Origin of the sequence: Curtobacterium sp. MCLR17_042, from assembly GCF_003234695.1 — a bacterium.
GTDB lineage: Bacteria > Actinomycetota > Actinomycetes > Actinomycetales > Microbacteriaceae > Curtobacterium > Curtobacterium flaccumfaciens.
Genome location: NZ_QKTD01000007.1, coordinates 93,997 through 118,175, shown reverse-complemented (window position 1 = coordinate 118,175; position 24,179 = coordinate 93,997). Strand labels below are relative to the sequence as shown.

General features: G+C 72.7%; 26 protein-coding genes. 15 read left to right on the top strand and 11 right to left on the bottom strand.

Annotated features, from left to right (window positions below; genetic code table 11):
- Positions 1 to 39: 39 nt before the first annotated feature.
- A complete protein-coding gene (locus tag DEJ02_RS09145; RefSeq protein WP_258378702.1) occupies positions 40 to 945 on the top strand; it encodes a LysM domain-containing protein in 906 nt (301 codons plus the stop codon).
- Positions 946 to 1,134: 189 nt separating this feature from the next.
- Here the strand turns inward: DEJ02_RS09145 and pgi are convergent, their stop codons facing one another.
- From pgi to DEJ02_RS09125, 4 genes are all read right to left on the bottom strand, one after another.
- Positions 1,135 to 2,856: a glucose-6-phosphate isomerase gene (gene pgi, locus DEJ02_RS09140; protein WP_110861107.1), complete on the bottom strand. Its 1,722-nt coding sequence runs from the start codon at positions 2,854 to 2,856 to the stop codon at positions 1,135 to 1,137.
- 237 nt (positions 2,857 to 3,093) lie between these two features.
- Positions 3,094 to 5,325 carry a cation-translocating P-type ATPase gene (locus DEJ02_RS09135; RefSeq protein ID WP_111032758.1) on the bottom strand — a complete coding sequence of 744 codons (2,232 nt, stop codon included), beginning with the start codon at positions 5,323 to 5,325 and terminating at the stop codon, positions 3,094 to 3,096.
- Positions 5,322 to 5,540: a heavy-metal-associated domain-containing protein gene (locus tag DEJ02_RS09130; protein WP_181433179.1), complete on the bottom strand. Its 219-nt coding sequence runs from the start codon at positions 5,538 to 5,540 to the stop codon at positions 5,322 to 5,324. Before DEJ02_RS09130 ends, DEJ02_RS09135 begins: the two co-directional genes overlap by 4 nt.
- Positions 5,541 to 5,572: 32 nt before the next feature.
- Positions 5,573 to 5,863 carry a metal-sensitive transcriptional regulator gene (locus tag DEJ02_RS09125; RefSeq protein WP_027466001.1) on the bottom strand — a complete coding sequence of 97 codons (291 nt, stop codon included), beginning with the start codon at positions 5,861 to 5,863 and terminating at the stop codon, positions 5,573 to 5,575.
- Between the two features lie 82 nt (positions 5,864 to 5,945).
- On the opposite strand from DEJ02_RS09125, the gene DEJ02_RS09120 reads away from it, so the two are divergent.
- From DEJ02_RS09120 to DEJ02_RS18670, 10 genes are all read left to right on the top strand, one after another.
- Positions 5,946 to 7,166, top strand: a complete 1,221-nt coding sequence (locus DEJ02_RS09120) for an AraC family transcriptional regulator (protein WP_111032757.1) — start codon at positions 5,946 to 5,948, stop codon at positions 7,164 to 7,166.
- Between the two features lie 170 nt (positions 7,167 to 7,336).
- Complete coding sequence (locus DEJ02_RS09115; RefSeq protein ID WP_111024451.1) at positions 7,337 to 7,795, top strand: Asp23/Gls24 family envelope stress response protein; 459 nt, start codon at positions 7,337 to 7,339, stop codon at positions 7,793 to 7,795.
- Complete coding sequence (locus DEJ02_RS09110) at positions 7,792 to 7,983, top strand: DUF2273 domain-containing protein (protein ID WP_017885412.1); 192 nt, start codon at positions 7,792 to 7,794, stop codon at positions 7,981 to 7,983. The genes DEJ02_RS09115 and DEJ02_RS09110 overlap by 4 nt, the downstream gene beginning before the upstream one ends.
- On the top strand, positions 7,980 to 8,294 hold the full coding sequence (locus DEJ02_RS09105) for a hypothetical protein (RefSeq protein WP_017885411.1): 315 nt from the start codon (positions 7,980 to 7,982) through the stop codon (positions 8,292 to 8,294). Before DEJ02_RS09110 ends, DEJ02_RS09105 begins: the two co-directional genes overlap by 4 nt.
- Before the next feature lie 9 nt (positions 8,295 to 8,303).
- Positions 8,304 to 8,879: a DUF6286 domain-containing protein gene (locus DEJ02_RS09100; protein WP_027465998.1), complete on the top strand. Its 576-nt coding sequence runs from the start codon at positions 8,304 to 8,306 to the stop codon at positions 8,877 to 8,879.
- Complete coding sequence (locus tag DEJ02_RS09095) at positions 8,876 to 9,439, top strand: hypothetical protein (protein ID WP_111032756.1); 564 nt, start codon at positions 8,876 to 8,878, stop codon at positions 9,437 to 9,439. The genes DEJ02_RS09100 and DEJ02_RS09095 overlap by 4 nt, the downstream gene beginning before the upstream one ends.
- A gap of 82 nt (positions 9,440 to 9,521) precedes the next feature.
- Entirely contained in the window at positions 9,522 to 9,695 is a 174-nt protein-coding gene (locus DEJ02_RS09090) for a CsbD family protein (RefSeq protein WP_017885408.1), read from the top strand.
- Between the two features lie 78 nt (positions 9,696 to 9,773).
- Positions 9,774 to 10,706, top strand: coding sequence for an Asp23/Gls24 family envelope stress response protein (locus tag DEJ02_RS09085; protein WP_181440312.1), 933 nt, complete (start codon positions 9,774 to 9,776; stop codon positions 10,704 to 10,706).
- Positions 10,703 to 11,119 (top strand): MFS transporter permease, encoded by a 417-nt coding sequence (locus tag DEJ02_RS09080; RefSeq protein WP_111032754.1) that lies wholly within the window; start codon positions 10,703 to 10,705, stop codon positions 11,117 to 11,119. The genes DEJ02_RS09085 and DEJ02_RS09080 overlap by 4 nt, the downstream gene beginning before the upstream one ends.
- Before the next feature lie 100 nt (positions 11,120 to 11,219).
- Complete coding sequence (locus DEJ02_RS18670) at positions 11,220 to 11,870, top strand: gamma-glutamylcyclotransferase family protein (protein WP_258378701.1); 651 nt, start codon at positions 11,220 to 11,222, stop codon at positions 11,868 to 11,870.
- On the opposite strand, the gene DEJ02_RS09070 is transcribed toward DEJ02_RS18670, so the two are convergent.
- The 4 genes from DEJ02_RS09070 to DEJ02_RS09055 all read right to left on the bottom strand — a co-directional run bounded on the left by DEJ02_RS09070 (position 11,846) and on the right by DEJ02_RS09055 (position 18,064).
- Positions 11,846 to 12,835 carry an NAD(P)-dependent oxidoreductase gene (locus DEJ02_RS09070; RefSeq protein ID WP_111032753.1) on the bottom strand — a complete coding sequence of 330 codons (990 nt, stop codon included), beginning with the start codon at positions 12,833 to 12,835 and terminating at the stop codon, positions 11,846 to 11,848. The two genes, DEJ02_RS18670 and DEJ02_RS09070, sit on opposite strands and share 25 nt — an antisense overlap.
- Before the next feature lie 133 nt (positions 12,836 to 12,968).
- Positions 12,969 to 15,734 (bottom strand): alpha/beta fold hydrolase, encoded by a 2,766-nt coding sequence (locus tag DEJ02_RS09065; RefSeq protein ID WP_111032802.1) that lies wholly within the window; start codon positions 15,732 to 15,734, stop codon positions 12,969 to 12,971.
- Between the two features lie 8 nt (positions 15,735 to 15,742).
- The gene (locus DEJ02_RS09060) at positions 15,743 to 16,816 is read right to left on the bottom strand and encodes a 3-oxoacyl-ACP synthase III (protein WP_042537701.1); all 1,074 of its coding nucleotides are present in this window, start codon (positions 16,814 to 16,816) and stop codon (positions 15,743 to 15,745) included.
- 69 nt (positions 16,817 to 16,885) lie between these two features.
- Complete coding sequence (locus DEJ02_RS09055; protein ID WP_111032801.1) at positions 16,886 to 18,064, bottom strand: RimK family alpha-L-glutamate ligase; 1,179 nt, start codon at positions 18,062 to 18,064, stop codon at positions 16,886 to 16,888.
- Positions 18,065 to 18,151: 87 nt separating this feature from the next.
- On the opposite strand from DEJ02_RS09055, the gene DEJ02_RS09050 reads away from it, so the two are divergent.
- Positions 18,152 to 18,634 (top strand): RimK/LysX family protein, encoded by a 483-nt coding sequence (locus DEJ02_RS09050; RefSeq protein ID WP_111032752.1) that lies wholly within the window; start codon positions 18,152 to 18,154, stop codon positions 18,632 to 18,634.
- A gap of 142 nt (positions 18,635 to 18,776) precedes the next feature.
- Here the strand turns inward: DEJ02_RS09050 and DEJ02_RS09045 are convergent, their stop codons facing one another.
- Both DEJ02_RS09045 and DEJ02_RS09040 read right to left on the bottom strand, forming a co-directional pair.
- The gene (locus tag DEJ02_RS09045) at positions 18,777 to 19,670 is read right to left on the bottom strand and encodes an alpha/beta hydrolase family protein (protein WP_111032751.1); all 894 of its coding nucleotides are present in this window, start codon (positions 19,668 to 19,670) and stop codon (positions 18,777 to 18,779) included.
- Positions 19,667 to 20,254 carry a TetR/AcrR family transcriptional regulator gene (locus tag DEJ02_RS09040; RefSeq protein WP_111032750.1) on the bottom strand — a complete coding sequence of 196 codons (588 nt, stop codon included), beginning with the start codon at positions 20,252 to 20,254 and terminating at the stop codon, positions 19,667 to 19,669. The genes DEJ02_RS09045 and DEJ02_RS09040 overlap by 4 nt, the downstream gene beginning before the upstream one ends.
- 62 nt (positions 20,255 to 20,316) lie before the next feature.
- On the opposite strand from DEJ02_RS09040, the gene DEJ02_RS09035 reads away from it, so the two are divergent.
- Positions 20,317 to 21,519, top strand: a complete 1,203-nt coding sequence (locus DEJ02_RS09035; protein WP_220038375.1) for an MFS transporter — start codon at positions 20,317 to 20,319, stop codon at positions 21,517 to 21,519.
- Here DEJ02_RS09035 and DEJ02_RS09030 read toward each other — a convergent pair.
- On the bottom strand, positions 21,425 to 21,793 hold the full coding sequence (locus tag DEJ02_RS09030; RefSeq protein ID WP_111032748.1) for a YciI family protein: 369 nt from the start codon (positions 21,791 to 21,793) through the stop codon (positions 21,425 to 21,427). The two genes, DEJ02_RS09035 and DEJ02_RS09030, sit on opposite strands and share 95 nt — an antisense overlap.
- Before the next feature lie 65 nt (positions 21,794 to 21,858).
- On the opposite strand from DEJ02_RS09030, the gene DEJ02_RS09025 reads away from it, so the two are divergent.
- Complete coding sequence (locus DEJ02_RS09025) at positions 21,859 to 23,133, top strand: sensor histidine kinase (protein ID WP_111032747.1); 1,275 nt, start codon at positions 21,859 to 21,861, stop codon at positions 23,131 to 23,133.
- The gene (locus tag DEJ02_RS09020) at positions 23,115 to 23,828 is read left to right on the top strand and encodes a response regulator transcription factor (RefSeq protein ID WP_111032746.1); all 714 of its coding nucleotides are present in this window, start codon (positions 23,115 to 23,117) and stop codon (positions 23,826 to 23,828) included. The genes DEJ02_RS09025 and DEJ02_RS09020 overlap by 19 nt, the downstream gene beginning before the upstream one ends.
- Positions 23,829 to 24,179 lie beyond the last annotated feature (351 nt).

Here is a 24,179-nt window from a genome sequence, read left to right as displayed (position 1 = left end):
GTGTTCGCCATCGCGTTACCCTCGAGCTGAGGGGGCATCATGAAACGGACCGGCGGAATCGCCATCGTGCTGGCGGCCGGCGTGGTGCTGTCCGGCTGTTCGCTGCTGCGGGGACCGGACGGTGCCCTGCCCGCTCCCTCCAGTCCGCCGGCGTCCAGCCCGACGGCGAGCGAGACCCCGACCGCGACCCCGGACGGCGAGTCGGCATCGGACCTGATCGAGGCGTCGGCGAACCCGCGCACACCGACCCCGGTGCCGACGGAGGCCGCCGCCCCCGCACCGACGCTGACACCGATCCCCGCCGGGACCGTCCTGGCGCAGGGAGACGTGGCCTCGCCGAAGGGCAGCGTGCACTTCCACTTCCGGGTGGTCGCGGACGGCGACGACACCTTCACCGCGCAGTACTCCGGGATCACCTCGACGCTGCCGGTGCCGATCGGCGTCGCGTTGTTCGACCTGCCCCGTGCGGTGGGCGACGGGCTCACCTACCCCGGTGTCGGTGACCGGACCCTCGGCGGTCCGACCAGCACGGCGGCCGCGGTCGACGTCCCGTTGGACGGATCCGGGGTCGACCCGTCACACCTCGGCACCCTCGTGACCTACTCCGCCGCGGCGCCCGGACAGGACGTCCCCGTCGAGATCTCCGCCGGCAAGGTCCTCGCGGTGTCCACCGTGCGGTGGTCCGTCCCCGCGCGGCAGACGAACGTGCACCCGAAGGACGCCGGACGGCGGGCGAACGCGACCGGGACCGTCACCGCGACCACGGCCGCCGGTGCGCCGAGGTCCTACGGCGTCGCACCGGACGACCTGATCGGGGACGTCGCCGCGCGGTTCGGCATCACCGTCCGCGACCTGGTCTGGCTCAACGAGGGTGTCCAGGTGTTCGGCGAGGACCAGCACCTGTACGAGGGCACGTCCCTCAACCTCGACCCGCTCGCCCGCTGAACCGGGCCGCGCGGCGCGGCAGACGGCGTTTCGCGCTGGGCGACACCTCACGGGCCGCGGCGCGCGTGAGGTGTCGCTGACCGCGAAACCGGCCCGGCGTCCGCCCCGCGGCCAGCGCACGCACACGACGAACGGGAGGCCCGTGGCGGATCCGCCACGGGCCTCCCGTCCGTCAGGTGGGGACGTGCGTTACTTCCGCAGCTCCAGGTACTTCGCGATGAGCGCCTTGGTCGACGGGTCCTGCGCGTCGAGCGCGGCCTGGTCGCCCTCGACGGCCGGCGTGACCTGCAGCGCCAGCTGCTTGCCGAGCTCCACACCCCACTGGTCGAACGAGTCGATGCCCCAGATCGTGCCCTCGGTGAACACGATGTGCTCGTACAGGGCGATGAGCTGGCCGAGGACGCTCGGGGTGAGTTCCGGCGCGATGATCGACGTGGTCGGCTTGTTGCCCGGGAACGTGCGCGCCGCGACGATGCCCTCGTCGGTGGTGCCCTCGGCGCGGACCTCGTCGGCGCTCTTGCCGAACGCGAGCGCCTTGGTCTGCGCGAAGAAGTTCGCCAGGAACAGCGTGTGCACGTCGGTGCCGGGCGCGACGCCCTTGCCGTCGCCGGTCTCGTCCTTGAGGGGACGGGCCGGGTTGGCGACCGTGATGAAGTCGGCCGGGATCAGGCGGGTGCCCTGGTGGATCAGCTGGTAGAACGCGTGCTGGCCGTTCGTGCCGGGCTCACCCCAGAAGACCTCGCCGGTCTCGGTGGTGACGGGCGAGCCGTCCCAGCGGACGCGCTTGCCGTTCGACTCCATGGTGAGCTGCTGCAGGTACGCGGCGAAGCGGTGCAGGTACTGCGTGTACGGCAGGACCGCGTGGCTCTGCGCACCGAGGAAGTTCGTGTACCAGACGTTGAGCAGGCCCATCAGGACGGGGACGTTCTGCTCGAGCGGCGTGGTGCGGACGTGCTCGTCGATGGCGTGGAAGCCGGCGAGGAACTGCTCCCAGTTCTCCTTGCCGATCGCGATGACGACGCTCGTGCCGATGGCCGAGTCGACCGAGTAGCGGCCGCCCACCCAGTCCCAGAAGCCGAAGGCGTTCTCGGGGTCGATACCGAACGCCTCGACCTTGTCGAGCGCCGTGGAGACGGCGACGAAGTGCTTCGCGACGGCGTTCTTCTTCTCGTCGTCGGCGGCGTCGGTCAGGCCGAGCTCCTCCCACAGCCACTGGCGGGCGAGGCGCGCGTTCGTCAGGGTCTCGAGCGTGCCGAAGGTCTTCGACGCGACGATGAAGAGCGTGGTCTCGGGGTCCAGGTCCGCGGTCTTCTCGTAGATGTCCGCCGGGTCGATGTTCGACACGAAGCGGGCCTCGAGGCCGGGCTGGACGTAGGGCTTGAGTGCCTCGTAGACCATGACCGGGCCGAGGTCGGAGCCACCGATGCCGATGTTGACGACGGTCTCGATGCGCTTGCCGGTGACACCGGTCCAGGCGCCGCTGCGGACCTGCTCGGCGAAGCCGTAGACCTTGTCGAGCGTGGCGTGCACGTCGGCGTCGACGTCCTGACCGTCGACGGTCAGGGGCGCCGCCGGCACGAGGCCCTCGGTCGCCTTCGGGCGGCGGAGCGCGGTGTGCAGCACGGCGCGGTCCTCGGTGACGTTGATGTGCTCACCGGCGAGCATCGCCTGGAAGCGCTCGGCGACGCCGGTGTCCTTCGCGACCTGCAGCAGCGCGGCGAGGATCTCGTCGGTCACCAGGCCCTTGGAGAGGTCGACGGTCAGGTCTGCTGCCTGGAAGGTGTACTGCTCGGCACGACCGGGGTCGCTGTCGAACCACCCTCGCAGGTCCGGGGTGAAGTCGGCAGCGATGCTGTCGAGCTTCTTCCAGCCTTCGGTCGATGTGGGGTCGACGGGAGCGGATTCGGTCACTTCGGTCCTCCTGGGGATCACGTTCAAGACGTACAGCCCGCGGGTCACGCAGCGCTGCGTCGCGGACCGTCTTCGAGCGTAGTGCGCTCCGGCAGGTGGTGCGCACAGTCGGCCGGGAGGCGCGGCTCGCGTTCGCTGCGCGCGTCACGCCTCCTGGCCGGTCGCGTTCAGGGCCGCGGTCGGCTCGCCGGGTTCAGGGCTGCGGTCGGTTCGCCCGGTTCACGGCTGTGGCCGGCTTCACGGCTGCGCCGCGAAGCGACGCAACCGCAGGCTGTTCGTCACGACGAAGACCGACGAGAACGCCATCGCCGCACCGGCGAGCACCGGGTTGAGCAGCCCCGCCATCGCGAGCGGGATCGCCGCGACGTTGTACGCGAACGCCCAGAACAGGTTGCCCTTGATGACGCCGAGCGTCGCGCGCGACAGCCGGATGGCGTCGGCCACCACGGTGAGCCGACCGCTGACGACCGTGATGTCGCTCGCCGCGATGGCCGCGTCGGTGCCGGCCCCCATGGCGATGCCGAGGTCGGCCGCGGCCAGTGCGGCGGCGTCGTTCACGCCGTCGCCGACCATCGCGACGCTCCGCCCCTCGGACTGCAGCCGTCGGACGGTCTCGAGCTTCGACGCCGGGGTCGCGCGGGCGTGCACCTCGTCGATGCCGACGCTCGCGGCGACCGCTCGTGCGGCCCCGTCGTTGTCGCCGGTGAGCAGGACCGGGTGCAGGCCGAGCGCACGGAAGCGGGCGATCGCGTCGGCGGCCTCGGGCTTCAGGGTGTCGCCGACGACGACCACGCCCAGGGCCGTGCCGTTCCGGGCGACGACGACCGCCGTGCCCCCGTCGGCCTCGGCGCGGTCGACGGCGTCGGACAGCACCGGGGGCAGGGTGATCGACCACGAGTCGGCGAGCCAGCGGGTCGTGCCGACCAGGACGACGTCGCCGTCCACGACGGCCTGCACACCGGCGCCGGCGGTGGCGGTGAACTGCTCGGCCTGGGGCAGGTCAGCGCCCCGGACACGGGCCGCGGTGGTCACGGCGCGGGCGACGGGGTGTTCGGAGCCGTCCTCGACCGCTGCGGCGAGGCGCAGGACGACGTCCTCGGTCTCGTCCAGGGCGGTGACCGACCGCAGGGTCATCGACCCCGTGGTGACGGTGCCGGTCTTGTCGAGCACGACGGTGTCGACGCCGCGGGTGCGCTCGAGCACCTGCGGACCGCCGATCAAGATGCCGAGCTGGGAGCCGCGTCCGGTGCCGACCAGCAGCGCGGTGGGCGTGGCGAGCCCGAGAGCGCACGGGCAGGCGATGATCAGGGTGGCGACGGCCGCGGTGAAGGCCGCGGTGACCGAGCCGCCGAACACGAGCCAGCCGACGAAGGCCAGCACGGCGAGCACGATGACGATCGGCACGAAGACCCCGGACACGCGGTCGGCCAGACGCTGCACCTCGGCCTTGCCGGTCTGGGCGTCCTCGACCAGGCGACCCATCCGGGCGAGCTCGGTGTCGGCGCCGACACGCGTGATCGCGACGACGAGCCGCCCGCCGACGTTGATCGTGGCACCGGTGACCCGGTCGCCCGGGCCGACCTCGACCGGCACGGACTCGCCGGTGAGCATGCTGAGGTCGACGGCCGAGGAGCCGTCCTGCACCAGGCCGTCGCTCGGGATCCGCTCACCGGGTCGCACCACGACGACGTCGCCGACGACGAGGGACGAGGTCGGCACGCGGTGTTCCGCGCCGTCGCGCAGGACGGTGGCGTCCTTCGCACCGAGTTCGAGCAGTGCCCGGAGTGCGGCACCGGACTGTGTCTTCGCGCGGGCCTCCATGTACCGGCCGGCGAGGATGAACACCGTCACGGCCGCCGCGACCTCGAGGTACAGGTCGGTGGCCTCGGGGTCCGTGGCGAACCACGAGAACGTCATGTGCATGCCGGTCGTGCCGGCGTCGCCGAAGAACAGGGCGTACAGCGACCACCCGAAGGCGGCGAGGACACCGACGCTCACCAGGGTGTCCATGGTGGCGGCACCGTGCCGGGCGTTGACCCACGCGGCACGGTGGAACGGGAGCGCCCCCCAGACGGCGACAGGCGCCGCGAGCGTCAGGGCGAGCCACTGCCAGTTCGGGAACTGCAGCGCCGGCACCATCGAGAGGACCACGACGGGCACCGCGAGCACGGCGGACACGACCAGGCGTCGGCGCAGTGGGCCGGTCGGGTCCTCGTCGACCGCGGGGTCGGCGTCAGCAGCGGCGGGCGGGGCCGGCACCGTGGCGCCGTAGCCGGCCGACTCCACCGCGGCGATCAGCGCCTCGGGGTCGGCGGTGCCGTCCGCGGCGACCTGCACCTGCGCCTTCTCGGTGGCGTAGTTGACGGTGGCGGTGACCCCGGGCAGCTTGCCGAGCTTCCGCTCGATGCGGTTCGCGCACGAGGCGCAGGTCATCCCGGTGATGTCGAGTTCGACGGTGCGGTCGGTCACGAGCGCACGACCTCGTACCCCGCCTCGGTGACGGCGGCGCGGAGGGCGTCCGCGTCGACGGGTACCGCCGAGCTGACGGTGACCTCGGACGATCCGCCGGGGACGAGTCGGACGTCGACGCCCGACACCCCGTCGACCTCGGTGAGTTCCTCGGTGACGCTCATCACGCAGTGGTCGCAGGTCATGCCCTCGACGAGCAGCGTTTCGGTGGTCATGGTGTCTCCTTCTCGGTGGTGGGTCGTCAGGGTCAGGAGCGGACGAGCCGGGCGATCGCCTGGCTGGCCTCGCGCACCTTCTCGTCGGCGGCGTCCCCGCCCTCGGCGACGGCCTCGGCGACGCAGTGCGCCAGGTGATCCTCGAGCAGCGACAGCGCGACGCGTTCGAGCGCCCGGTTCGCCGCCGAGATCTGGGTCAGGACGTCGATGCAGTACGTCTCGTCCTCGACCATCCGCGCGATGCCGCGCACCTGCCCCTCGGCGCGACGGAGTCGCTTGAGCAGGTCGTCCTTGTCGCCGATGTACCCGACGTGTTCGTGCATGTCCGCCTCCACCGTTCTCAATACGGTACCCCCCTAGGGTATTCCTTTCCTTGTCCGGTGCAACTGATGGCATGATCAGCGCATGGACCCCTCGACGACGAACGGATTCCGCCGGCTGCGGTTCTCCGACGGCGAGGGTTCCGACTACTCCGAGATCTTCGCGGCCGAGTACGGCGGCTCGGACTTCGCCTCCGAGACCTTCGCCACCGACGACACCCGGTACGAGTACACGGTCGTGGGCGACGACGACCTGTCGCTGCGCACCATGCGGGCCGAGGGCGGTCGGCGGGGCGGGGTCATCGGCGTGCGGGACGACCACGTGGTGTTCTGGCTCACCAAGGGCCGGCTCGAGATGCACTTCGCCGACCGCACCCGCGTCGTCGAGCCGGGCAGCCCGTACATCGCGTCGGCGTCCGAGGCCTACCGGTTCGAGTCCGACGGCACCGTCTACAACGGCGTGCACGTGTCCGACCGGTTCCTGCGGAGCGTCGGCCGCGACCTCGGCTACCGCCTGCCCGACGGCCCACTGTTGTTCGACCAGCAGGACGAGGTCGTCGCCCGGCGCGAACCCCTGCGGCACCTGATCCGCGAACTCGGGCCGGCCCTGGTCGACGAGCGCGTGCTCGGGCCGATGCGGACCGCGCTGAACCGCCGGCTGGCCGTCGTCATCCTCGACACGTTCCCGATCCGGAACCGCGGTGACGACGTCCCCGTGGCGAACCGGCTCCGCGACGCGATCCGCTTCATCGAGCTGCACGCCGCCGAACGCCCCTCGGTCCCCACCATCGCCGCCGCGTGCGGACTGAGCCAGCGCGGGCTGCAGGACGTCTTCGCCCGGACGCTCGACACCACCCCGCACCGGTTCCTCCGCGACCACCGCCTCGACCGGGTGCGCGAGGAGCTGCTCCGCGCGGACCGGGGCGGCCCGGTCGTCCCGGCGGACTGTCCGCTCGTGTCCTCCGGCATCGCCGCGATCGCCCGCCGCTGGGGCTTCACCAACCCGGGCCGGTTCGCCGAGACCTACCGCGACCGGTTCGGCGAGGACCCCGCCGTGACGAAACGCGCGTCGCTGGCTGCGCAGCCGGAGGCCGGCAAGGCGTCGTGGCGTGTCCGTCGTGCGGTGTCCTACATCGAACAGCACCTCGACGACCCGCTCACGCTCGACGGCATCGCGGCCGCCGCAGGGGTGCTCCCCCGGCGGCTGCAGCAGCTCTTCCGCGAGGAGCGCGGCGAGTCCCCGATGGCCTGTGTGCGTGCCATGCGGGCCGCTGCAGAGCGCAACGGCGCGGCCGGAAACGGCTGAACGGCCGGACCGGACACCCCCGGGGGTACACCCACATCCCCGGTTTTCCGGGGATCCCTGGACATCACCCGAATCCGAGAAGTCGTGTGTGACGAATCTCTTCCACAGCCCGTCTCATCCGTGAACAGCAACCGCTGGGAACGCCCGGCGGGTCAACGGAAGGAACGAACATGGCTGACACCATCACCCCCACCCCGGCCACCACGGCGACCCGTGCCACCTCGCACGCCGGCACCAGCGGCGTCACCGGCAAGACCGTCATCGACGACACCGTCGTGTCGAAGGTCGCCGGAATCGCCGCCCGCGAGGTCAACGGCGTGCACTCCCTCGGCAACGGCGCGGCCCGTGCCATCGGCGCCATCCGCGACGCCATCGGCCAGCGTGACTTCGGTCAGGGCGTCAAGGTCGAGGTCGGCGAGAAGCAGGTCGCCGCGGACATCGTGATCGTCGCCGAGTACCCGGTGTCGCTCCAGCAGGTCGCCGACGGCGTCCGTGCCGGTGTCGCCCGTGCCCTCGAGCAGATCGTCGGCATGGAGGTCGCCGAGGTCAACGTGACCGTCCAGGACGTCTACATCCCGGGTGACGACGACGACAACGAGGACGAGAAGAAGGAAGCCCGAGTCGCATGAGCAACACGCTGATCGGCGCCCTCATCGGCGCAGTCCTCGCCGTCGTGGCACTGCAGTTCGGGTTCTGGGGCTTCGTGCTCGTCATCGTCTTCGGTGCGATCGGGGCCCTCGTGGCCGCACTCGCCACCGGGCGCATCGACCGCGGTGCCCTGACCGACGTGCTGACCGGACGCCGGAGCTCCCGGTGAACGCCGGCCCGGACGTCCCGGGCCGCGTCGAGATCACCGCACGCGCGCTCACCTCGCTGGCGCGGGCCGTCGCAGCCGAAGGGCTCGGCGCCCCCGCCAAGCGGGTGCGCGTCGGACTCGGCGACGCGTCGGGAGCACTGTCGCTCGACATCACCGGGCCGATCGCCGCGAGCGACGACATCGTCTCCGGGTCGATCCGGATCGCGGACCAGGTCAAGGGCCGCGTGAGCGACCTGACCGGGCGCCGCGTCGGAAGTGCCCACATCGAACTCACCGGGATCGTGCGCGAGCACGAGTCCCGTGCCCGCTAGGAGGCCATCATGAGCAACGGTTCCGTCGAACGACGCATCCGTCGTCGGAGCGTGCACCGCTCCCGCTCCACAGCAGTGGCGGTGGCACTCGTGGTGCTCGCCCTGGTGGCCGCCTGGATCGGCACCGAGGCGGTGCTCAGCGCCATCGGACGCCCGCCGCTGGTCGCCGACCCCCAGACCGTGGTCGACACGGCGCTCCGTCCGGACGCCGCGTTCGTCACCATCGTCGAGGTCATCGCGGGTGTGCTCGTCGTCCTCGGTGTCGTGCTGGTCGTCCTGGCGCTCAAGCCCGGTCGCCAGCACCGATCGGTCGTCGAGCACGAGCGCGGTGCGGTCGTCATCGACGCCCGCATCGTCGCCTCCACCGCGGCGAACGCTGCAGGCATGGCGGCCGGTGTCCCCGAGGGGAACGCCTCCGCCACCGCCCGTGGCCGTTCCACCGAGGTCCGCATCGTCCCCGTCACCGGCGTGCCGGTCGACGAGGCGAGCGTCCGCGCCGCCGTCGTGGAGCGTCTGAGCGGTCTCGACGAGCGCTTCGGCCGACGCGTCCGTGTCCGGGTCGAGGAGAAGGGAACCCTCGCATGACCAAGAGCAACCGGACCCTCAACCGGATCATCCTGTTCGTCCTCGGCCTCGTCGCCGTCGTCGTCGGGATCGCGATGGGCGCGGGTGTGCTGCCCGCCGTCCAGGACGCCGTCAAGCCGTACGTCGACCTCCCCCGCAGCCTCGACGTCCCCGCGTCCACGCTGTGGATCGTCGCCGGGGCCGCGGCCCTCGTGATCGTCCTGTCCCTCGTGTGGGTGTTCACCCGCGGTGGTGGCGGCACGTCCGTCGCCGTCCGGGAGCACTCGGGCGACGATGCGGTCACCGTCAACGTCGCACTCGTCCGGGACGTCCTCGAGCACGAACTCGCGGGTGTCCGCGACGTGGTCGGCTCCCGGGTCGACACCTACCTCGTCCGCCGGCAGCGCGCCGCCCGGATCCGTGTCGCGGTCCGCCGCGGCGGGGACGCCGTCAGCGTGCTCGACGCCGTCGACCGAGCCGTCGCGGTCCTCGACCGCACCCTCGGCCGTCCGGTCCCGGTGCTCGTGCACCTGACCGGCGGTACCCGCTCCGCGCTCGCGAAGTCGACCCGCGTCCACTGACACCCGTCAGCCGGACGCACCCCGGGCCTCCCGGCCCACCACCACACCACCGGGCGCACGCCCACTCACGAAAGGACCCGTCATGGGACTCGACGACAAGATCAAGAACGCCGCTCAGGACCTCGCCGGCAAGGCGAAGGAAGCCGTCGGCAACCTGACCAACGACGACGCCAAGGTCGCCGAAGGCAAGAAGGACCAGACCGCTGCGAGCGCGAAGCAGACCGGCGAGGACGTCAAGGACGTCTTCAAGAAGTAGGTCGCACGACCGCATCGGGGCACCCGTCGAACGGGTGCCCCGATGCGTCCCCGCGCAGATCCCGAACGAGGAGGAACCATGCAGCACGACCCCCATGCGAACACGCAGGTCACCGAGGTGACCCTGCCCGCAGCACTGACGGAGCCGCTGCCCGACGACGCGAGCACCGCGACGATCGTCGCGCGCACCGCGGCGGAGACCGCGCTCGGCGTGCCCGGCGTGCACCACCTCGGCGGGATCGCCGCCCGTGCCGCCGACCAGCTGCGGAAGCAGCTCGGCCGCTCGGCGGGCACCGCCGGCGTGCAGGTCGACGAAGAGGACGGTGTGCTCGCCGTGCAGGTCGCCGTCGTCGTCAGCTACCCACACCCGGTGCTGGACGTCGCCGCCGAGGTCCGGCAGCAGGTCACCGCAGCCACCCGACAGCTGTCCGACCTCCGCACCTCGGTCGACGTGCGCGTCCTCGACGTGCACGGACCGTTCGACGACGAGCAGTCCCTGCTCGGCCGCGCCGCCGAGCAGGCGACCGATGCCGTGAAGCAGGCGGCCGAGTCGACCGGCGACGCCGTCAAGCGGGCCGCCGAGACCACCGCGGACGCGACCAAGCGCGCCGCGACGGCCACGGCGGACGCGACGAAGCAGGCAGCGTCGGCCACGGCGGACGCGACGAAGCAGGCAGCGTCGGCCACGGCGGACGCGACGAAGCAGGCTGCCGACGCCACCGCCGACACGACGAAGCGTGCCGTCGACGCCGCCGCCGAGACGGGCGAGCGTGTGCATGACTCCGCCTCGGAGTCCCTGGCCCGGGCATCGGAGCAGGCGGCCGATGCGGCATCGTCCGCGAAGGACGCCGCCGAGCAGGTCCGTGACGTCGTCGTCGACGCGGCCGGCACGACCCGCGACCGGGCCGCCGACGCTGCCGATGCCGCGGCGGACGCGGCCGACGACGCAGCCGTCGCCGCCGATGCGGCAGCGGATGCCGCAGTGGCTCCCCGTCACCGGGACCAGCCGTGACCACCGCCTGGTCCGGAGGGCGCCGGTCCCGTGCCCGGCGCCCCCGACCCCGCGGCGTCTGGATCGCCGGCGGCATCGGGGTCTTCCTCGTCCTCGCCGTCGCGGTCGGCGGCTTCCTGCCGCTGGTCGGGTTCCTCGGCGGGGTCACCGCAACGACCGCCGGTCTCGTGCCGTTCCCGTTCGTCCGCGTCACCCTGATCGCCCTGCTCGGTGCGGTCGTGGTGCTCGGCCTGCTCCTGCTCGCCCTGACCCGCCGGCACACCGCGACCGCGACGACCGCCGTCGTGCTCGCCGTCCTGGTGAGCATGGCGGTCACCCTGGTCCCCGTCGTCCTGGTCGCCGTCGGCTCCGCCGACCGCGCCGGCGACGTCTGGCCGATCGTCGCCGAGCTCTGGACCCGCTTCACCGGCTGACGTCGTGCACACGGTCCCGGCCTGGAGGCCCGCCCCACCCGACCCGGTCGGCCCACCCGGGTGGTCCCGGAGTCCACTGCCCGTCCGCTAGCCTCGCGACGTGAAGCGTCTCTCCCCCGGCCAGCGCTGGGTCATCGGTCTCGGCGCGTTCGCGCTCGTCTGTCTCGTCGTCGGCGTCATCGGGCTGGTGGTCGGGATCACGAACCGGTACGGGTGCCTCTCCGATTCCGAGATCTGGCCGCAGTCCCGCTGCCTCGGCGACGACTCCGGGATCTACTGGGGCGGCGCCCTCGGCATCATCGGGCTGCTGCACCTCGGCCTGACCGGACTGGCCGGTGCACTCGTCTGGACCTCGACCCCGGCGATCACTCCGCGTCCCGGAAAGCGCCCGACGCCGCGCCCCGGCGAGACGCACCGGGTCTTCTCGTACGGCACGCTCCAGCAGCCGCTCGTGCAGGAGTCGCTGTTCGGGGACCACGTCCCGACCGCCCCGGACTCCCTGCCCGGCTGGCGGCTCGACTGGGTGACGATCACCGACCCGGACGTCATCCGGACGAGCGGCTCCGACCGGCACCCGATCCTCCGCCGCGGCTCTGCCGGCGATGTCGTCGAGGGTGTGGCCCTGACGCTCGGGTACGAGTGGCAGCTCCGCGCGGTCGACGGCTACGAGGTCGCCGACTACCAGCGCATCCGGGTCACGCTGGCCTCGGGCTGGACGGCCTGGGTCTACGTGGCGGCCGACGAGGCCTGAGCCGCGGCGCGCAGCCGTTCGAGCCCCTCGTCGATCGACACCGACGGGATCCACCGCAGGTCGCTCCGGGTCCGTCGCTGGTCGAACCAGTGCGCCGTCGAGAGCTGTTCGGCCAGGAACCGGGTCATCGGCGGTTCGTCCTCCCCCGGTCGGACGCGCCAGACGGCCTCGACCACGGAGCCCGCGGCCCGCGCGACCGCGGCCGGCACGTGCCACTGCGGCGGTCGGACGCCCGACGCCGTGCAGATGCCGGCGAGCAGGTCGGCGACCGGGCGGGGCTCACCGTTCGTGACGACGTACGCGTTGCCGTGGACGCCGTCGTCCGTGACGCGTTCGAACGCCGCGACCATGGCCGTCGCGGCGTTGTCGACGTAGAGCGTGTCGATGAGCGCGGCGCCGGAGTCGAGCAGCGGGAGCCGTCCGGCCCGAGCACGCTCGACGATCCGTCCGACGAGCTGCGTGTCACCCGGACCCCACACCAGGTGCGGCCGGACCGCCACGACGGCGAAGTCCGGGGCGTCGGCGTCGAGTGCCAGCAGCTCCGCCGCGGCCTTGGTGCGGGCGTAGTCGCCACGAGCGCGAGACGGCTCGGCCGGACCGGCGTCGGCCCCGACGAGCGACGAACCGGTGTGCGCGACCGACGGTGACGACACGAAGACGAAGCGCCCGACCCCGGCTGCACGGGCGGCCGCCAGCAGTGAGCGGGTGCCCTCGATGTTGACCCGGGCGAAGTCGGCCGGGTCCCCGGCGAGCGACACCTTCGCGGCCAGGTGCACCACGGCTTCGACCCCGTCGACCGCGCGGGCGATCGCGGCGGCGTCGGTCATCGTCCCGGCGACGTCATGCACCCCGCGCACTCCCGAAGGACGGCGCTGGAACGTCCGGACCTCGTGCCCGGCGTCCCGAACAGCTGCGGCGGTGGCCTGCCCGAGGAACCCGCTGGCCCCGGTGACCAGGACCTTCACGGGCGGACCATCCGTCCGCGGTCTCGAACCGTGGCGCGTCGGAGATTCGTGCTCACCGACACCTCACGCCCCCGACGGCCCGTGAGGTGTCGGTGACCGCGTGAGAACGCGCCGAACGCGCCGAACGCGCCGATCACGGGCGGACCATCCGGCCGCCGGACAGCACCGAGCCGGCCCAGCGGGACAGTCGGGTGCGGTCGACCTTGGAGTTGTGCCGGATGTCGGTCGGCAGCACGGGCACGACGAGCACCGCGGCGAGTGGCACCCCGGCGGCGGCACGGACCGCGGCGGCGAGCTGCGGCGACGCCAGACCCGACCGGCGCACGGCGGGGTCGGTCTCGACGACGGCCACCACCTGCTGGGTGCCGACCGGCCCGATGCCCGCGACGCCGGCGCGTCCGACGCCGTCGACGCCCTCGATCCGCTGCTCCGGCCCCACCGGCGTGACGACCCCGTCCGGAGTCACCAGCACGTGCTGCAGCCGGCCCTCGACCCAGATCCGTCCCGCGGCGTCCAGGTGCCCGACGTCCCCGGTGCGGTGCCCGCGCGGGTCGTCGACGCCGAGGCGCGAGACCCGGTCGGTGCGCCAGAGCCGGTCGTAGTGGTCGCGCACGTGCGGTGCCGCGACGACGATCTCGCCGGTGACCCCGGGCTCGTCCGTCAGCGCACCGGTCGAGCGACCGGAACCGTCGAGCGGTGCGATGCGGACGCGGACGTTCGCTGCCGGCACCCCGACGCAGATCCCCTCGTCGTCGGATCGCCCGGCGGCACGGACCTCGTCGAGGTCGACGTCGGTCATGAGCAGCCCCTCGGTCATGCCGTAGGGGGTGTGGGCGCTGGCGTTCGGCATCAGCTCGGTCGCCGCGGTGAGCAGCGCAGCCGAGACGGGAGCCCCGGCCGACAGGAACAGCCGCACGCCCTTCAGTGCCTGGCGGTCGGCGTCGGTGAGCTCCGACGCGGTCCCGACGACGTTCGCCAGGGCCGCCGGCGACAGGAACACCACGGTGGCGTCGGCCGCGGCGACCGCGGCCGCGACCGCCTTCGCCGTCAGGGTGCGCGGCGCGGTGACGTCCATGTCGGGCGCGACCGACCGGGCGCCGAGGGCCGGACCGAGCAGCGCGAACGGTGCGAACCCGGCGACGAGCCCGGTGCCGACCCCGACGTCGTACTGGGTGGCAAGGGCGTCCCGGACGGCGCTGAGCTGCCCGTGCGTGTACACGACGCCCTTCGCCGGGCCGGTCGACCCCGAGGTGAAGAGCACGGCGGCGGGAGCGTCCGACGACGGGGCCGCCGGCAGCGCGGTGCCGTGGGCGAGACGGCGGGCACCACGTCGGGCGACGTCGACGAGCGTGTGCTCCACCCGCAGTGCCTTCCGTGCCGGTGCGGGCAGCGAGAGCGTCGCGATGCGTCGCCCCGGCCAGCCGAGGGCACGCGCGGCACCGAGCCCGGGCAGCGCGCCGATGATCCAGTCGGGTCGGGCTCCGCGGACCGCGCGGGTCAGGCCGCCGAGTCCGAGACCGGCGTCCGCGACGACGACGACCGCGCCGATCCGCACGCAGGCGTACAGGACGGCGGTCAGGTCGGCGCCGGGGGTCACCAGGAGCGAGACACGGTCGCCGCTGCGGACACCCAGGTCGTCGAGTCCGGCGGCGATCTCGTCCACCCGTCGGGCGAGCAGCCGCCACGTGATGGTGCGGGGGCCACCGGCGGCGGCCATCTCGACCAGCGCGGGTTCGTCGCGCTCGCGCAGCTCGTCGAGCCGTGCCCAGAGCGGCGGGGTCGCCGGAGCGGGCTGGCCCGGGTCCACGGTGTCGGCCTGGAGGCCCGTGGAAGCCTGGGCAGGACCGCGGCCGTCCGGCAGGCGGTCACCGAGCCAGTCGAACACCGCGCCCGCCACGTCGGCGTCGTCCGGCAGCAGGTGGCCGGCGCCCTCGAACCGGTGGACGTCGGCGTGCGGCACGCGTTCGGTCAGGTCGTCCAGGTAGCGCTCGAGGAACACCGGGTCGCGCGGACCCCAGAGCAGGAGCACCGGCACGTCGAGCGCGGCGACCCCGGCGGCGATGCGGTCGAGTTCGGGTGCGCTCCGATGCCGGGCGTCGACGGGGATGTCCGCGACGAACCCGCCGATGCCACCGCGTCGGGCGGCACCGCGGTAGGGCGCCCGGTAGCCGTCGGCGACGGCCCGCTCGAGCTTCGGGTGCGCGATGGCGAGGGTGGTCTCGAGGAATGCCGGGGTCACGACCGTCGCGCGGCCGAGCATCCCCGGACCGAGGGCGAGCCGCAACGGTGCGGGGATCGGGGCGTCGTCGGGCTGGTGCACGGCCGTGTTGCACGTCATCGCGGCGGCCAGGACGTCCGGGTGGTCGACCGCCCAACCGAGCGACACGACACCGCCCCAGTCGTGGCCGAGGGTGACGACCGGTCCGGTCAGCCCGAGTTCGTCGGTCAGGGCTCCGAGGTCCGCGACGCGCTGCGCCAGTCCCCGCTCGACGCCGGTGCGCTCCGAGAAGCCCATGTCGAGCTGGTCGACGGCGACCACTCGCCAGGCCGGGCCGCCGGCCCGGGCGACCTCGAGCGAGGTGCGGAGCACCGACCGCCACAGGTACGACCAGGTCGGGTTGCCGTGCACGCAGAGGATCGTGCCGACCGGTTCCACGCCGAGCGCGGCCAGGGACCCGGCCGTGTCGAGGAGGTGCCAGGTGCGCGCGGCGCGATCCGTTCCTCTCCCCACCGGCACGGCCGGCCCGCCGCTGGCGCGTCGCTCCGGAACCGGCGGCGTGGGCCCCGTCCGCTCTCCGGACCACGCGGGGACCGTGACCAGACGCGACCAGGCCGGGTCGAGGCCGGGCAGGGAGGGCGGCTGCGTCGCCGGAGCCGTGCTCGCGGCGACGCGGGGCAGCCGGGACCTCACCAGTGGAGTTCCATCATCGCCGTGTTGATGCCGGAACCGACGCCACCCAGGAACACGCGGTCACCGCGCCGGATGCCGCCGGAAGCGACCTCGTCGGCGAGGGTGATCGGGATCGACGCGGGGCCGACGTTGCCGAAGCGCTGGTAGGTGGTGGGGACCTTGTCGCGCGGGATGCCGATCGCCTCGACGAAGGCGTTGGTGTGCACGTCGGAGACCTGGTGCAGCACGTAGCGGTCCATGTCGGCCCAGTCGAAGTGGGCGCGGGCCTCGGTCCAGGCGGCGACGACGAGCTCCATGCCGCCCTTGAGCAGCATCTTCGCGTCCGTGAACATGCCGTCGACGCTGCCGACGCACAGGTCGTACCACTGGGTCGCCGCGCGGGTGACGCCGCCGACGATCCGGTGTCCTTCGGGGTGCAGGTCCGCCGGGCCGAGCACGGCCGCCGCGGCACCGGACCCGAGGGTCAGGCTGGCGAACTCGCTCATGAAGTCCTTGCGGTTCCGGCCGCCCTGGTTCAGGCGGTCGATGGTGTTGAGCTGCACCTGGTCGGCGTCCTCGCCGTCGACGACGAGCGCGTACTTGATCTGCCCGGAGTCGATCATGCCCGCGGCGACGCTCATGGCGTTGACGAACCCCAGGCAGGCGTTCGCGATGTCGAAGTTGATGGCGGACGACGGCAGCCCGAGACCGTGGTGCAGGCGGACGGCCACCGACGGCTCGAGGTGCGGACGGGTCACCGAGGTGTTGATGAGCAGCCCGATCTCGTCCGGACGGACCCCGGCTTCGGCCATGGCACGGCGGCCGGCATCGATCGCGGCGTCCTGGAAGGTCTGGCCCTCGCCCCAGTTGCGACGCTCGATGACCCCGGCGACGCGCTCGAGCAGCCCCATCGGCAGACGGAGTCGACGGAGGACCCCGCGGAGCTTGGCCTCGATGTCGGCCGAGGTCGTCACACGCTCCGCCGTGGTGGTCGCCACGGAGAGCAGTGAGACGTTCCGGTGCTTCGCCGTGGCGTTGCCGGGCTGCTCCGGTTCACTGCTCGATGCCTGGTCGACCGGCCGTTCCGTCATGATCGTCACCGACACATACTTCCGCATCTGGCCTGTGTGCGCGATCCGGATGCGCTGGACGGCTCCGGATCAGATGTCCTTCGGCAGCTTCCGCACCTTCGCGCGCCGCTTGCGACGCTCCGGGATCATCGACCGCATCTCCTCGAGCTTGCCGAAGCAGAGCAGGCGGTCCCCCGGCTCGAGGGCGACGCCACTGCGCGGGTTCGGGATGACGTTCGAGCCGCGGTGCAGCGTGAGGACCGTGATGTCGCGGTCCCAGAGCCCGGACTCCTTGATCGTCTTGCCGACCAGGTCGGCGTTCGTGTGCACGAGGAGCTCGGCGACGCCGTAGCCGGTCGAGACGGACAGCCGCTGGCGGACGTCGATCTCGGGGAACGCGACCTGGTTCGCGATGAAGTCGACGATCGCCCCGGCGATGTCGAGGCCGGTGGCGCGCTCGACGCCCTCGAGTCCTGGCGAGGAGTTGACCTCCATCACGAGGGGGCCGTCGTTGCCCTCGAGCATGTCGACGCCGGCGACCTTGAGGCCCATGATCTGCGCCGAGCGCACGGCCACCGCCTCGTACTCGGGCGAGAGCGTGACCTTCTCGACGGTGCCGCCGCGGTGCACGTTGGAGCGGAACTCGTCGCCCGAGGCGGTCCGACGCATCGCCGCCACGACCCGGTCACCGACGACGAGGGCCCGGATGTCACGGCCGCGGCTCTCGGCGATGAACCGCTGGATCAGGACGTTCTGCTTCGTGGAGTGCAGGGTCTCGACGATCGACTCGGCCACCTTCGCCTCGGGTGCCAGGATCACGCCGATGCCCTGCGTGCCCTCGAGGAGCTTGATGACGACGGGCGCGCCACCGACCCGTTCGATCGCCCCGCGCACGTCGTTGCGGCCGGCCACGAAGGTCGTCGCCGGCATGCCGATGTCGTGCCGCGACAGGATCTGGTTCGCCCGGAGCTTGTCGCGCGAGTTCGTGATGCCGTTCGCCGTGTTCGGCGTGTAGACGTCCATCTGCTCGAACTGCCGCACGACGGCGGTGCCGTAGTAGGTGATCGAGTTGCCGATGCGCGGCAGCACGGCGTCGTAGTCGCTCAGCAGCTTGCCGCGGTAGAGCAGGTCCGGGTCGTCGCCGGACAGGTCGATCGCGAAGCGCAGGGTGTTGAGCACCTTGACCTCGTGGCCGCGGTCGAGTGCCGCTGCGCGGAGGCGCTGGGTCGAGTACGCCTGGGGCGCACGCGACAGGATGGCGAGTTTCATCGAGGGGTTCTCCGCTGGGTCGGATCGACGGCGACGCTCCATCAAAGCATGCGGACGTGGCCACGGAGCATGCGACAGGATGGGCACATGGCCCGAGCTCCGAAGTCCTCCGACAGCGGGCTCGTCGTCGCCGGGTGGCGGGAGTGGGCGGGACTGCCGGACCTCGGCGTGCCGTGGATCAAGGTGAAGCTGGACACCGGCGCCCGGAGCTCCGCGTTGCACGCCTTCGACCTCGAGGAACTGCCCGGCGAGCGGGTCCGGTTCTCGCTGCACCCCTGGCAGGACACCGATGCCGACGCCTCCACCATCGAGTGCGACGTGCACGACCGGCGCATCGTCCGCAGCTCGACCGGACACGCCCAGGAGCGCATCGTCGTCCGCACGCGGATCGCGTTGGCCGGGCAGGTCGTCGAGTCCGAGGTCACCTTGAGCAACCGTGACCAGATGGGCTTCCGGATGCTCGTCGGTCGCGAGGCGCTCCGGCAGGGCTTCCTCGTCGATCCTGCACGGTCCTTCATGGCCGGGCGGGCTCCGAAGGAGATCCGGCGCCGCAACCGCGGTCGCGTCTGAGCGCGCCTGAGCGCTCCTGGTCACGCGGCACGGGCCGTTGCGGTGACCGGCCGACGGCCTGGAGGCGCGGTGCGGGGCCGCCACGGGCCTCCCGTCCGCCTCGACGCGCGTCCCGGGCGCGCTGGTCGGGGCGCTCGTCGGCTCAGTGACCGAGGTGGCGGCCGAGGAAGGCGAGCTGCTGGGGCGCCAGGCGGCGCCAGTAGCCGTGCGTGTGGGCGCCGGGTTCGAAGCCCCCGGCCGGAGGCGTGTCGAAGCCGTCGACGTAGGCGTGCACCGCCGGCGCGAACCCGTCACCGTTGCCGCAGTCGACGCGGACGGCGACACCGTCCAGGGCGCGCTGCCGCCCGAGGACAGTGTTCGCGCGGAAGTCCGCAGCGTCGTCGAAGGCGCCGCGAGCGGTGTCGGCGGCCGACTTCCAGAGCGCGGGGCTGATGGCCGAGACGGCCCGGACGCGCGAGGCGCCGAGGACTCCACCGAGCCGGAGGGCCCCGAAGCCACCCATCGAGTAGCCGGTCAGGGCGAGGCGGTCCGTGGCGAAGCCGCGGCGGGCGATCAGGGGCAGGAACTCGTCGACGACCATCGCGGCGGGGTCGTCCCCGTCGGCACGCCGGTGCCAGTAGCGGTTGCCGCCGTCGATCGAGGCGATCGCGAACGGTGCTCCTCCGTCGGCGACGTGCGCCGCGAGGAACCGGTCGTAGCCCAGGCTCCGCCCGAAGAACGAGGTGTGGTCGTCGCCGTAGCCGTGCAGGGCAATCGCCACAGGCAAGGGGGTGTCGGATGCCGGGGCCGCGATCGTCCACCCGACGGTGCGGCCGTTCCGAGCGGTCGAGACGAAGGTGCCGGAGGCGGTGGGGACCGCCTCGACGTCGGGGACCGTGCCGTCGGCGCCGTCCAGACCGAGGACCCGGTACAGGGTCGAGCGTCCGGGCAGCAGGCCGAGGTTGATCCCCTCGGCCACGGCTCCCGCGGCGACGACGCCCGTGCCACCGATCAGCAGGGAACGGCGGGTGATCGTGGCAGCACGCGATCGGGTCATGTGGTGGGCGCCGTTCCGTCTGGGGTGTGTTCCCGGATGAGGGACGCGGCGACGGACCGTGCCGTCGTCGTGTCGAGCGCGGGGTCGCGCAACCGCATCGCAAGGTAACCGGAGACGATGAGCAGCAGCTGGTCGGCGAGGACCTCGGCACCGGGACCGACCACCGGCACCGCCCGTGCCACGAGCCGCCGGCGCAGGGTGGTGGTCTCGAGGTCCAGGACCTCCCGGACCTCGGCGGGGGCGTCGGCGTACTCGGCGGCGGTGCCGAGGAAGGCGCACCAGCGGGAGCCCGTGGGCGTCGAGCGGTAGTCGTCGAGGGCGTCGAACACCGCCAGGAGTCGGCCCAGGTCGTCCCGTTCGGCGGCGACCGCACGGTCCCAGGTGGCGATCCAGTCCTCGTGACGACGGGTGAGGGCCGCGGCGACCAGGGACTCCTTGCTCGCGTAGCCGCGGTACAGGGTGGCCGTCGAGACCCCGGCCCGTTCGAGGACGGCGTCGATCGGGGTGGCGGCGATGCCCTGTGAGAAGAAGAGCTCCTCGGCGGCGTCGAGCAGCCGTTGCTCGGTCCCTGGACGCATCACCATGAGAGCACCCTAGGCTCTGAAAAGTGAAACGATCGTTTTCGTTACGACATCGACTGCTCCTGGTGAGCGGACTCGGCCTGATCGCCGCCACCTACGGCCTGGTGCGCCTGGCGTACGGACTGTTCCTGCCCGACGTGCAGCGCGACCTGGGGCTCCGGTCCGACGCCGCCGGGTGGGTCTCGTCGGGTGCCTCGGCGCTGTACTGCGTCGGTGCGGTCGCCGGCTTCCTGCTCGCCGCACGGATGCCCCGCGTGCTCGTCACGGTCGCGACCCTGGTGGCCGGGATCGGTGCGATCGCCATGGCGACGGCCGGCGGCTCTCTGGCGTTCGGCATCAGCGCCGTGGTCGCGTCGGCAGGTGCCGGACTCGCGTCCCCCGCCCTCGTGCGGATCGTCGCCGAGCAGGTGCCGTCGGCGCTGCTCGGTCGAGCGCAGGCGATCGTGAACGCCGGCACCGGCCCCGGGCTCGTGGGCGCCGGGGTGCTCGCCCTCGTGCTGCTGCCCGACTGGCGGACGGCCTGGGCGGCGTCCGGGGTGTTCGCCCTGGTGGTCGGAGTGCTGCTGCTCGTGGTCTCCCGCGGCGGGACTGCCGCGTCCCGGTCACCGCTGCCCGGCACCCCGTGGTTCGCGGCGCACCGAGGGGTGCTCGTGCTGGCGCTGCTGTTCGGGGCGGGGTCTGCCGTCGTCTGGACCTACGGACGTTCGGCGCTGGTGGAGGCCGGTGCGTCGGTCGTCGTCTCGGTGTCGGCCTGGATCGCGCTCGGGATCGGCGGAGCGGCCGTCGTGGTCACCGCTCGTTGGACGAACGGACTGCGCTCCCGGACCCTCTGGTCGGTCACGGCGGGTTCGGTCGCCGTCGCCGTCGTGGTGCTGGGGGCTTTGCCGCAAGCGACGGTCGCGGCACTGCTGGCGTGTGCCGTGTTCGGCTGGGGCTACACGGCGGCGACCGGGGCACTGATCGCGTGGACGACCGAGATCGATGCCGAGCGGTCGTCGGCGGGCACGTCGATGCTGTTCGTCGCACTCGTGCTCGGGCAGGCCGTCGGCGCCGCGGGTGCCGGAGCGCTCGTCGGTGCGATCGGGTTCGTCGCGACGTTCGTGGTCGGGGCAGGCGTGACCGCGGCGAGCGCCGTCCCCGCGGTGGTCCGTCGGCCGGGTGGGGTCCGTGCCGTCAGAGCAGCGGGCGGAGCTCGATCTTCCGGTTGCACGCCTGCGACGCCTGGTGCGCCACCCGGGCAGCCGTCTCGGCATCCGGGAGGTCCATGACCCAGAACCCGGCGACGTACTCGTCGACGCTCGTCGCAGGCCCGGTCGTGGCGTGCCCGGGCGCGGCGTGCCCGGGTGTGGTGTCCGCCGCGCCCTCGCGGGCGTCGACCACGGTGGCGTCGGCCGGTGCGGAGACCCCGGCGGCGAACACGATCGCATCGGCCATCCGTTGGTTGAAGGCATCGACCGCGGCGGCTTCGGCGTCGGTCGCGGAGTACGTGTTGCCGACGGCGGCGGCCTGGCCGTCGTCGATGACGTTGACGAGGAACTGCATGGCGTCTCCCCTGCTCGTTGGCGGGAGGCTACTCCTGGTCGAGCGCACCCAGTAGCGTTTCCTGCATGGGGACGACGGCGGAGTGGTCGCGACTGCCGGTGGGGCGGCACGAGTACCGGCAGGACACGGTGCTCGCAGTTGTGCTGGCCGGTGGGCTCGCGGTCACGACGTTCCTGTACGGGTCGGCCGGTACCTACGGCGACGACCAGGCCGCCTGGTGGGTCTCCGCGCTGATGATCGTCGCGAACGCCGCCCCGATCGCGTTCCGCCGACGGTTCCCGATGTCGGTGGCCCTGGTGTCGGCGGTGGCGTTCGCCGCGACGCAGCTGCTCCAGGTGCCCGAGGTCTTCCTCGTCAACTTCACGCTCTTCATCGCGCTGTACACGGTGGGCGCCTGGTGCTCCGACCGGGTTCGAGCCGAAGCAGTGCGCTGGGTCGTCATCGGCGGCATGTTCGCGTGGCTGTTCGTCGCGATCTCGTTCGGGTGGGCGTCGCCGAACGCTCTGCCGAACGACACGGACTCCCCCGTGGCGCCCTACGTCGCGATCTCGCTGCTCAACATCGTCATCAACGTGATCTACTTCGGCGCCGCCTGGTACGCCGGCAACCGCGCCTGGGTCTCCGCAGTCGCACGGCACCAGCTCGCCGAACGCACCGCCGAACTCGCCGCCGAGCGGGAGCGGTCCGCGGCACAGGCCGTCACGATCGAACGGGTACGGATCGCTCGCGAGCTGCACGACGTGGTCGCCCACCACGTCTCGCTGATGGGGGTGCAGGCGGGTGCTGCACGGCGCGTGATCGACCGCGACCCCGCGCAGGCCACCGCCTCGCTCGGGGTGGTCGAGGAGAGTGCCCGCACCGCGGTGGAGGAACTCCGGCGGATGCTCGGCACCCTGCGCTCCGACGACGACGCGGTCGGCCTCGGGACACCGCACGGCGACGGCCCGAGCACCGAGGGCATCACGCGGATCGCCGAACTGGCCGAGTCCGCCCGGGTGGCGGGCCACCCCGCCGAGTACGTCGTCGTGGGTGACGAGCGACCGGTGCCGCCGACGGTGGCCGCGGTGGCGTACCGGATCGTGCAGGAAGCGGTGACGAACATCCTCAAGCACGCCGGCCCGACCGCCCGCGCCGACGTCCGGCTGCGGTACCTGGACGACGGCGTCGAGGTGGAGGTCACGGACGACGGGCTCGGTGCCCGTGCTGCCCGGAGCACCTCCGGCAGCGGGCTCGGACACGTCGGGATGCGGGAACGCGTCGCCGCGGTGGACGGACGGATCGAGATCGGGCCACGAGCCCGGGGAGGCTACCTGGTGCGGGCATGGCTGCCGACGACCTGACCATCGTGCTGGCCGACGACCAGGAACTCGTCCGCGCCGGGTTCCGCGTGATCCTGGAGTCCGAGCCCGGGTTCCGGGTCGTGGGCGAAGCCGCGGACGGCGCCGGGGCGGTCGAGGCCGTGCAGCAGCTCCGTCCGGACGTGGTGTGCCTCGACGTGCAGATGCCGGGCGTCGACGGGCTCGAGGCCGCGCGGCGGATCGCGGCGCTGCCGGACCCGCCGGCGGTGCTCATCCTCACCACGTTCGACAGCGACGACGCGCTGTTCCAGGCGCTCGAGGCGGGAGCGAGCGGGTTCCTGCTGAAGAACGCCTCCCCCGAGCGGCTGATCGACGCCGTGCGGACCGTCGCCGCCGGGGACGCCCTGCTCGCGCCGGACGTCACGCGCCGGGTGATCAGCCGGGCGACGGCGTCGGCTGCCGCGCAGGCCTCGGCGACCACCCCCGCGACGACGGCGACGACCGACACGACTGCCACGACGGGCGACGACGCACTCGCCGCCGCCGGGCTCACCGAGCGGGAGACCGAGGTGCTGCGGCTCCTCGCCCGAGGCCTGAGCAACGCGGAGATCGCCGCCGAGCTCTACGTCGGGGACGCCACCGTGAAGACCCACGTGTCGAACGTGCTGCAGAAACTCGCACTGCGCGACCGGATCCAGGCCGTCGTCTGGGCGTTCGAGCACGGCGTCGCCGGCTGACCGAGCCGGGCCGAACCCGCACGAGCCGAACAAGCGCGCACGGTGCCGAGTTCGCAGACATGGCCGCACCGTGCGCCTTCGCTCAACCCGTGCAGCGTTGACCGCACCGTGCCCCGCCAGAACGACGCACCGAGCAACCAAACCCGCACCAGCCCAACAAGCCCGCACCGTGCCCACCACCGCACCCCACGCCCGCACCGTGCGCCTTCGTTCAACCCGTGCGGCGTTGACCGCACCGTGCGCCGCCAGAACGACGCACCGTGCAACCAAACCCGCACGAGCCGAACAAGGCCGCACCGTGCCGACCCGCACCCAGCGCTCACCCGGCCCACCGGGCCGACGCGCGCTCCT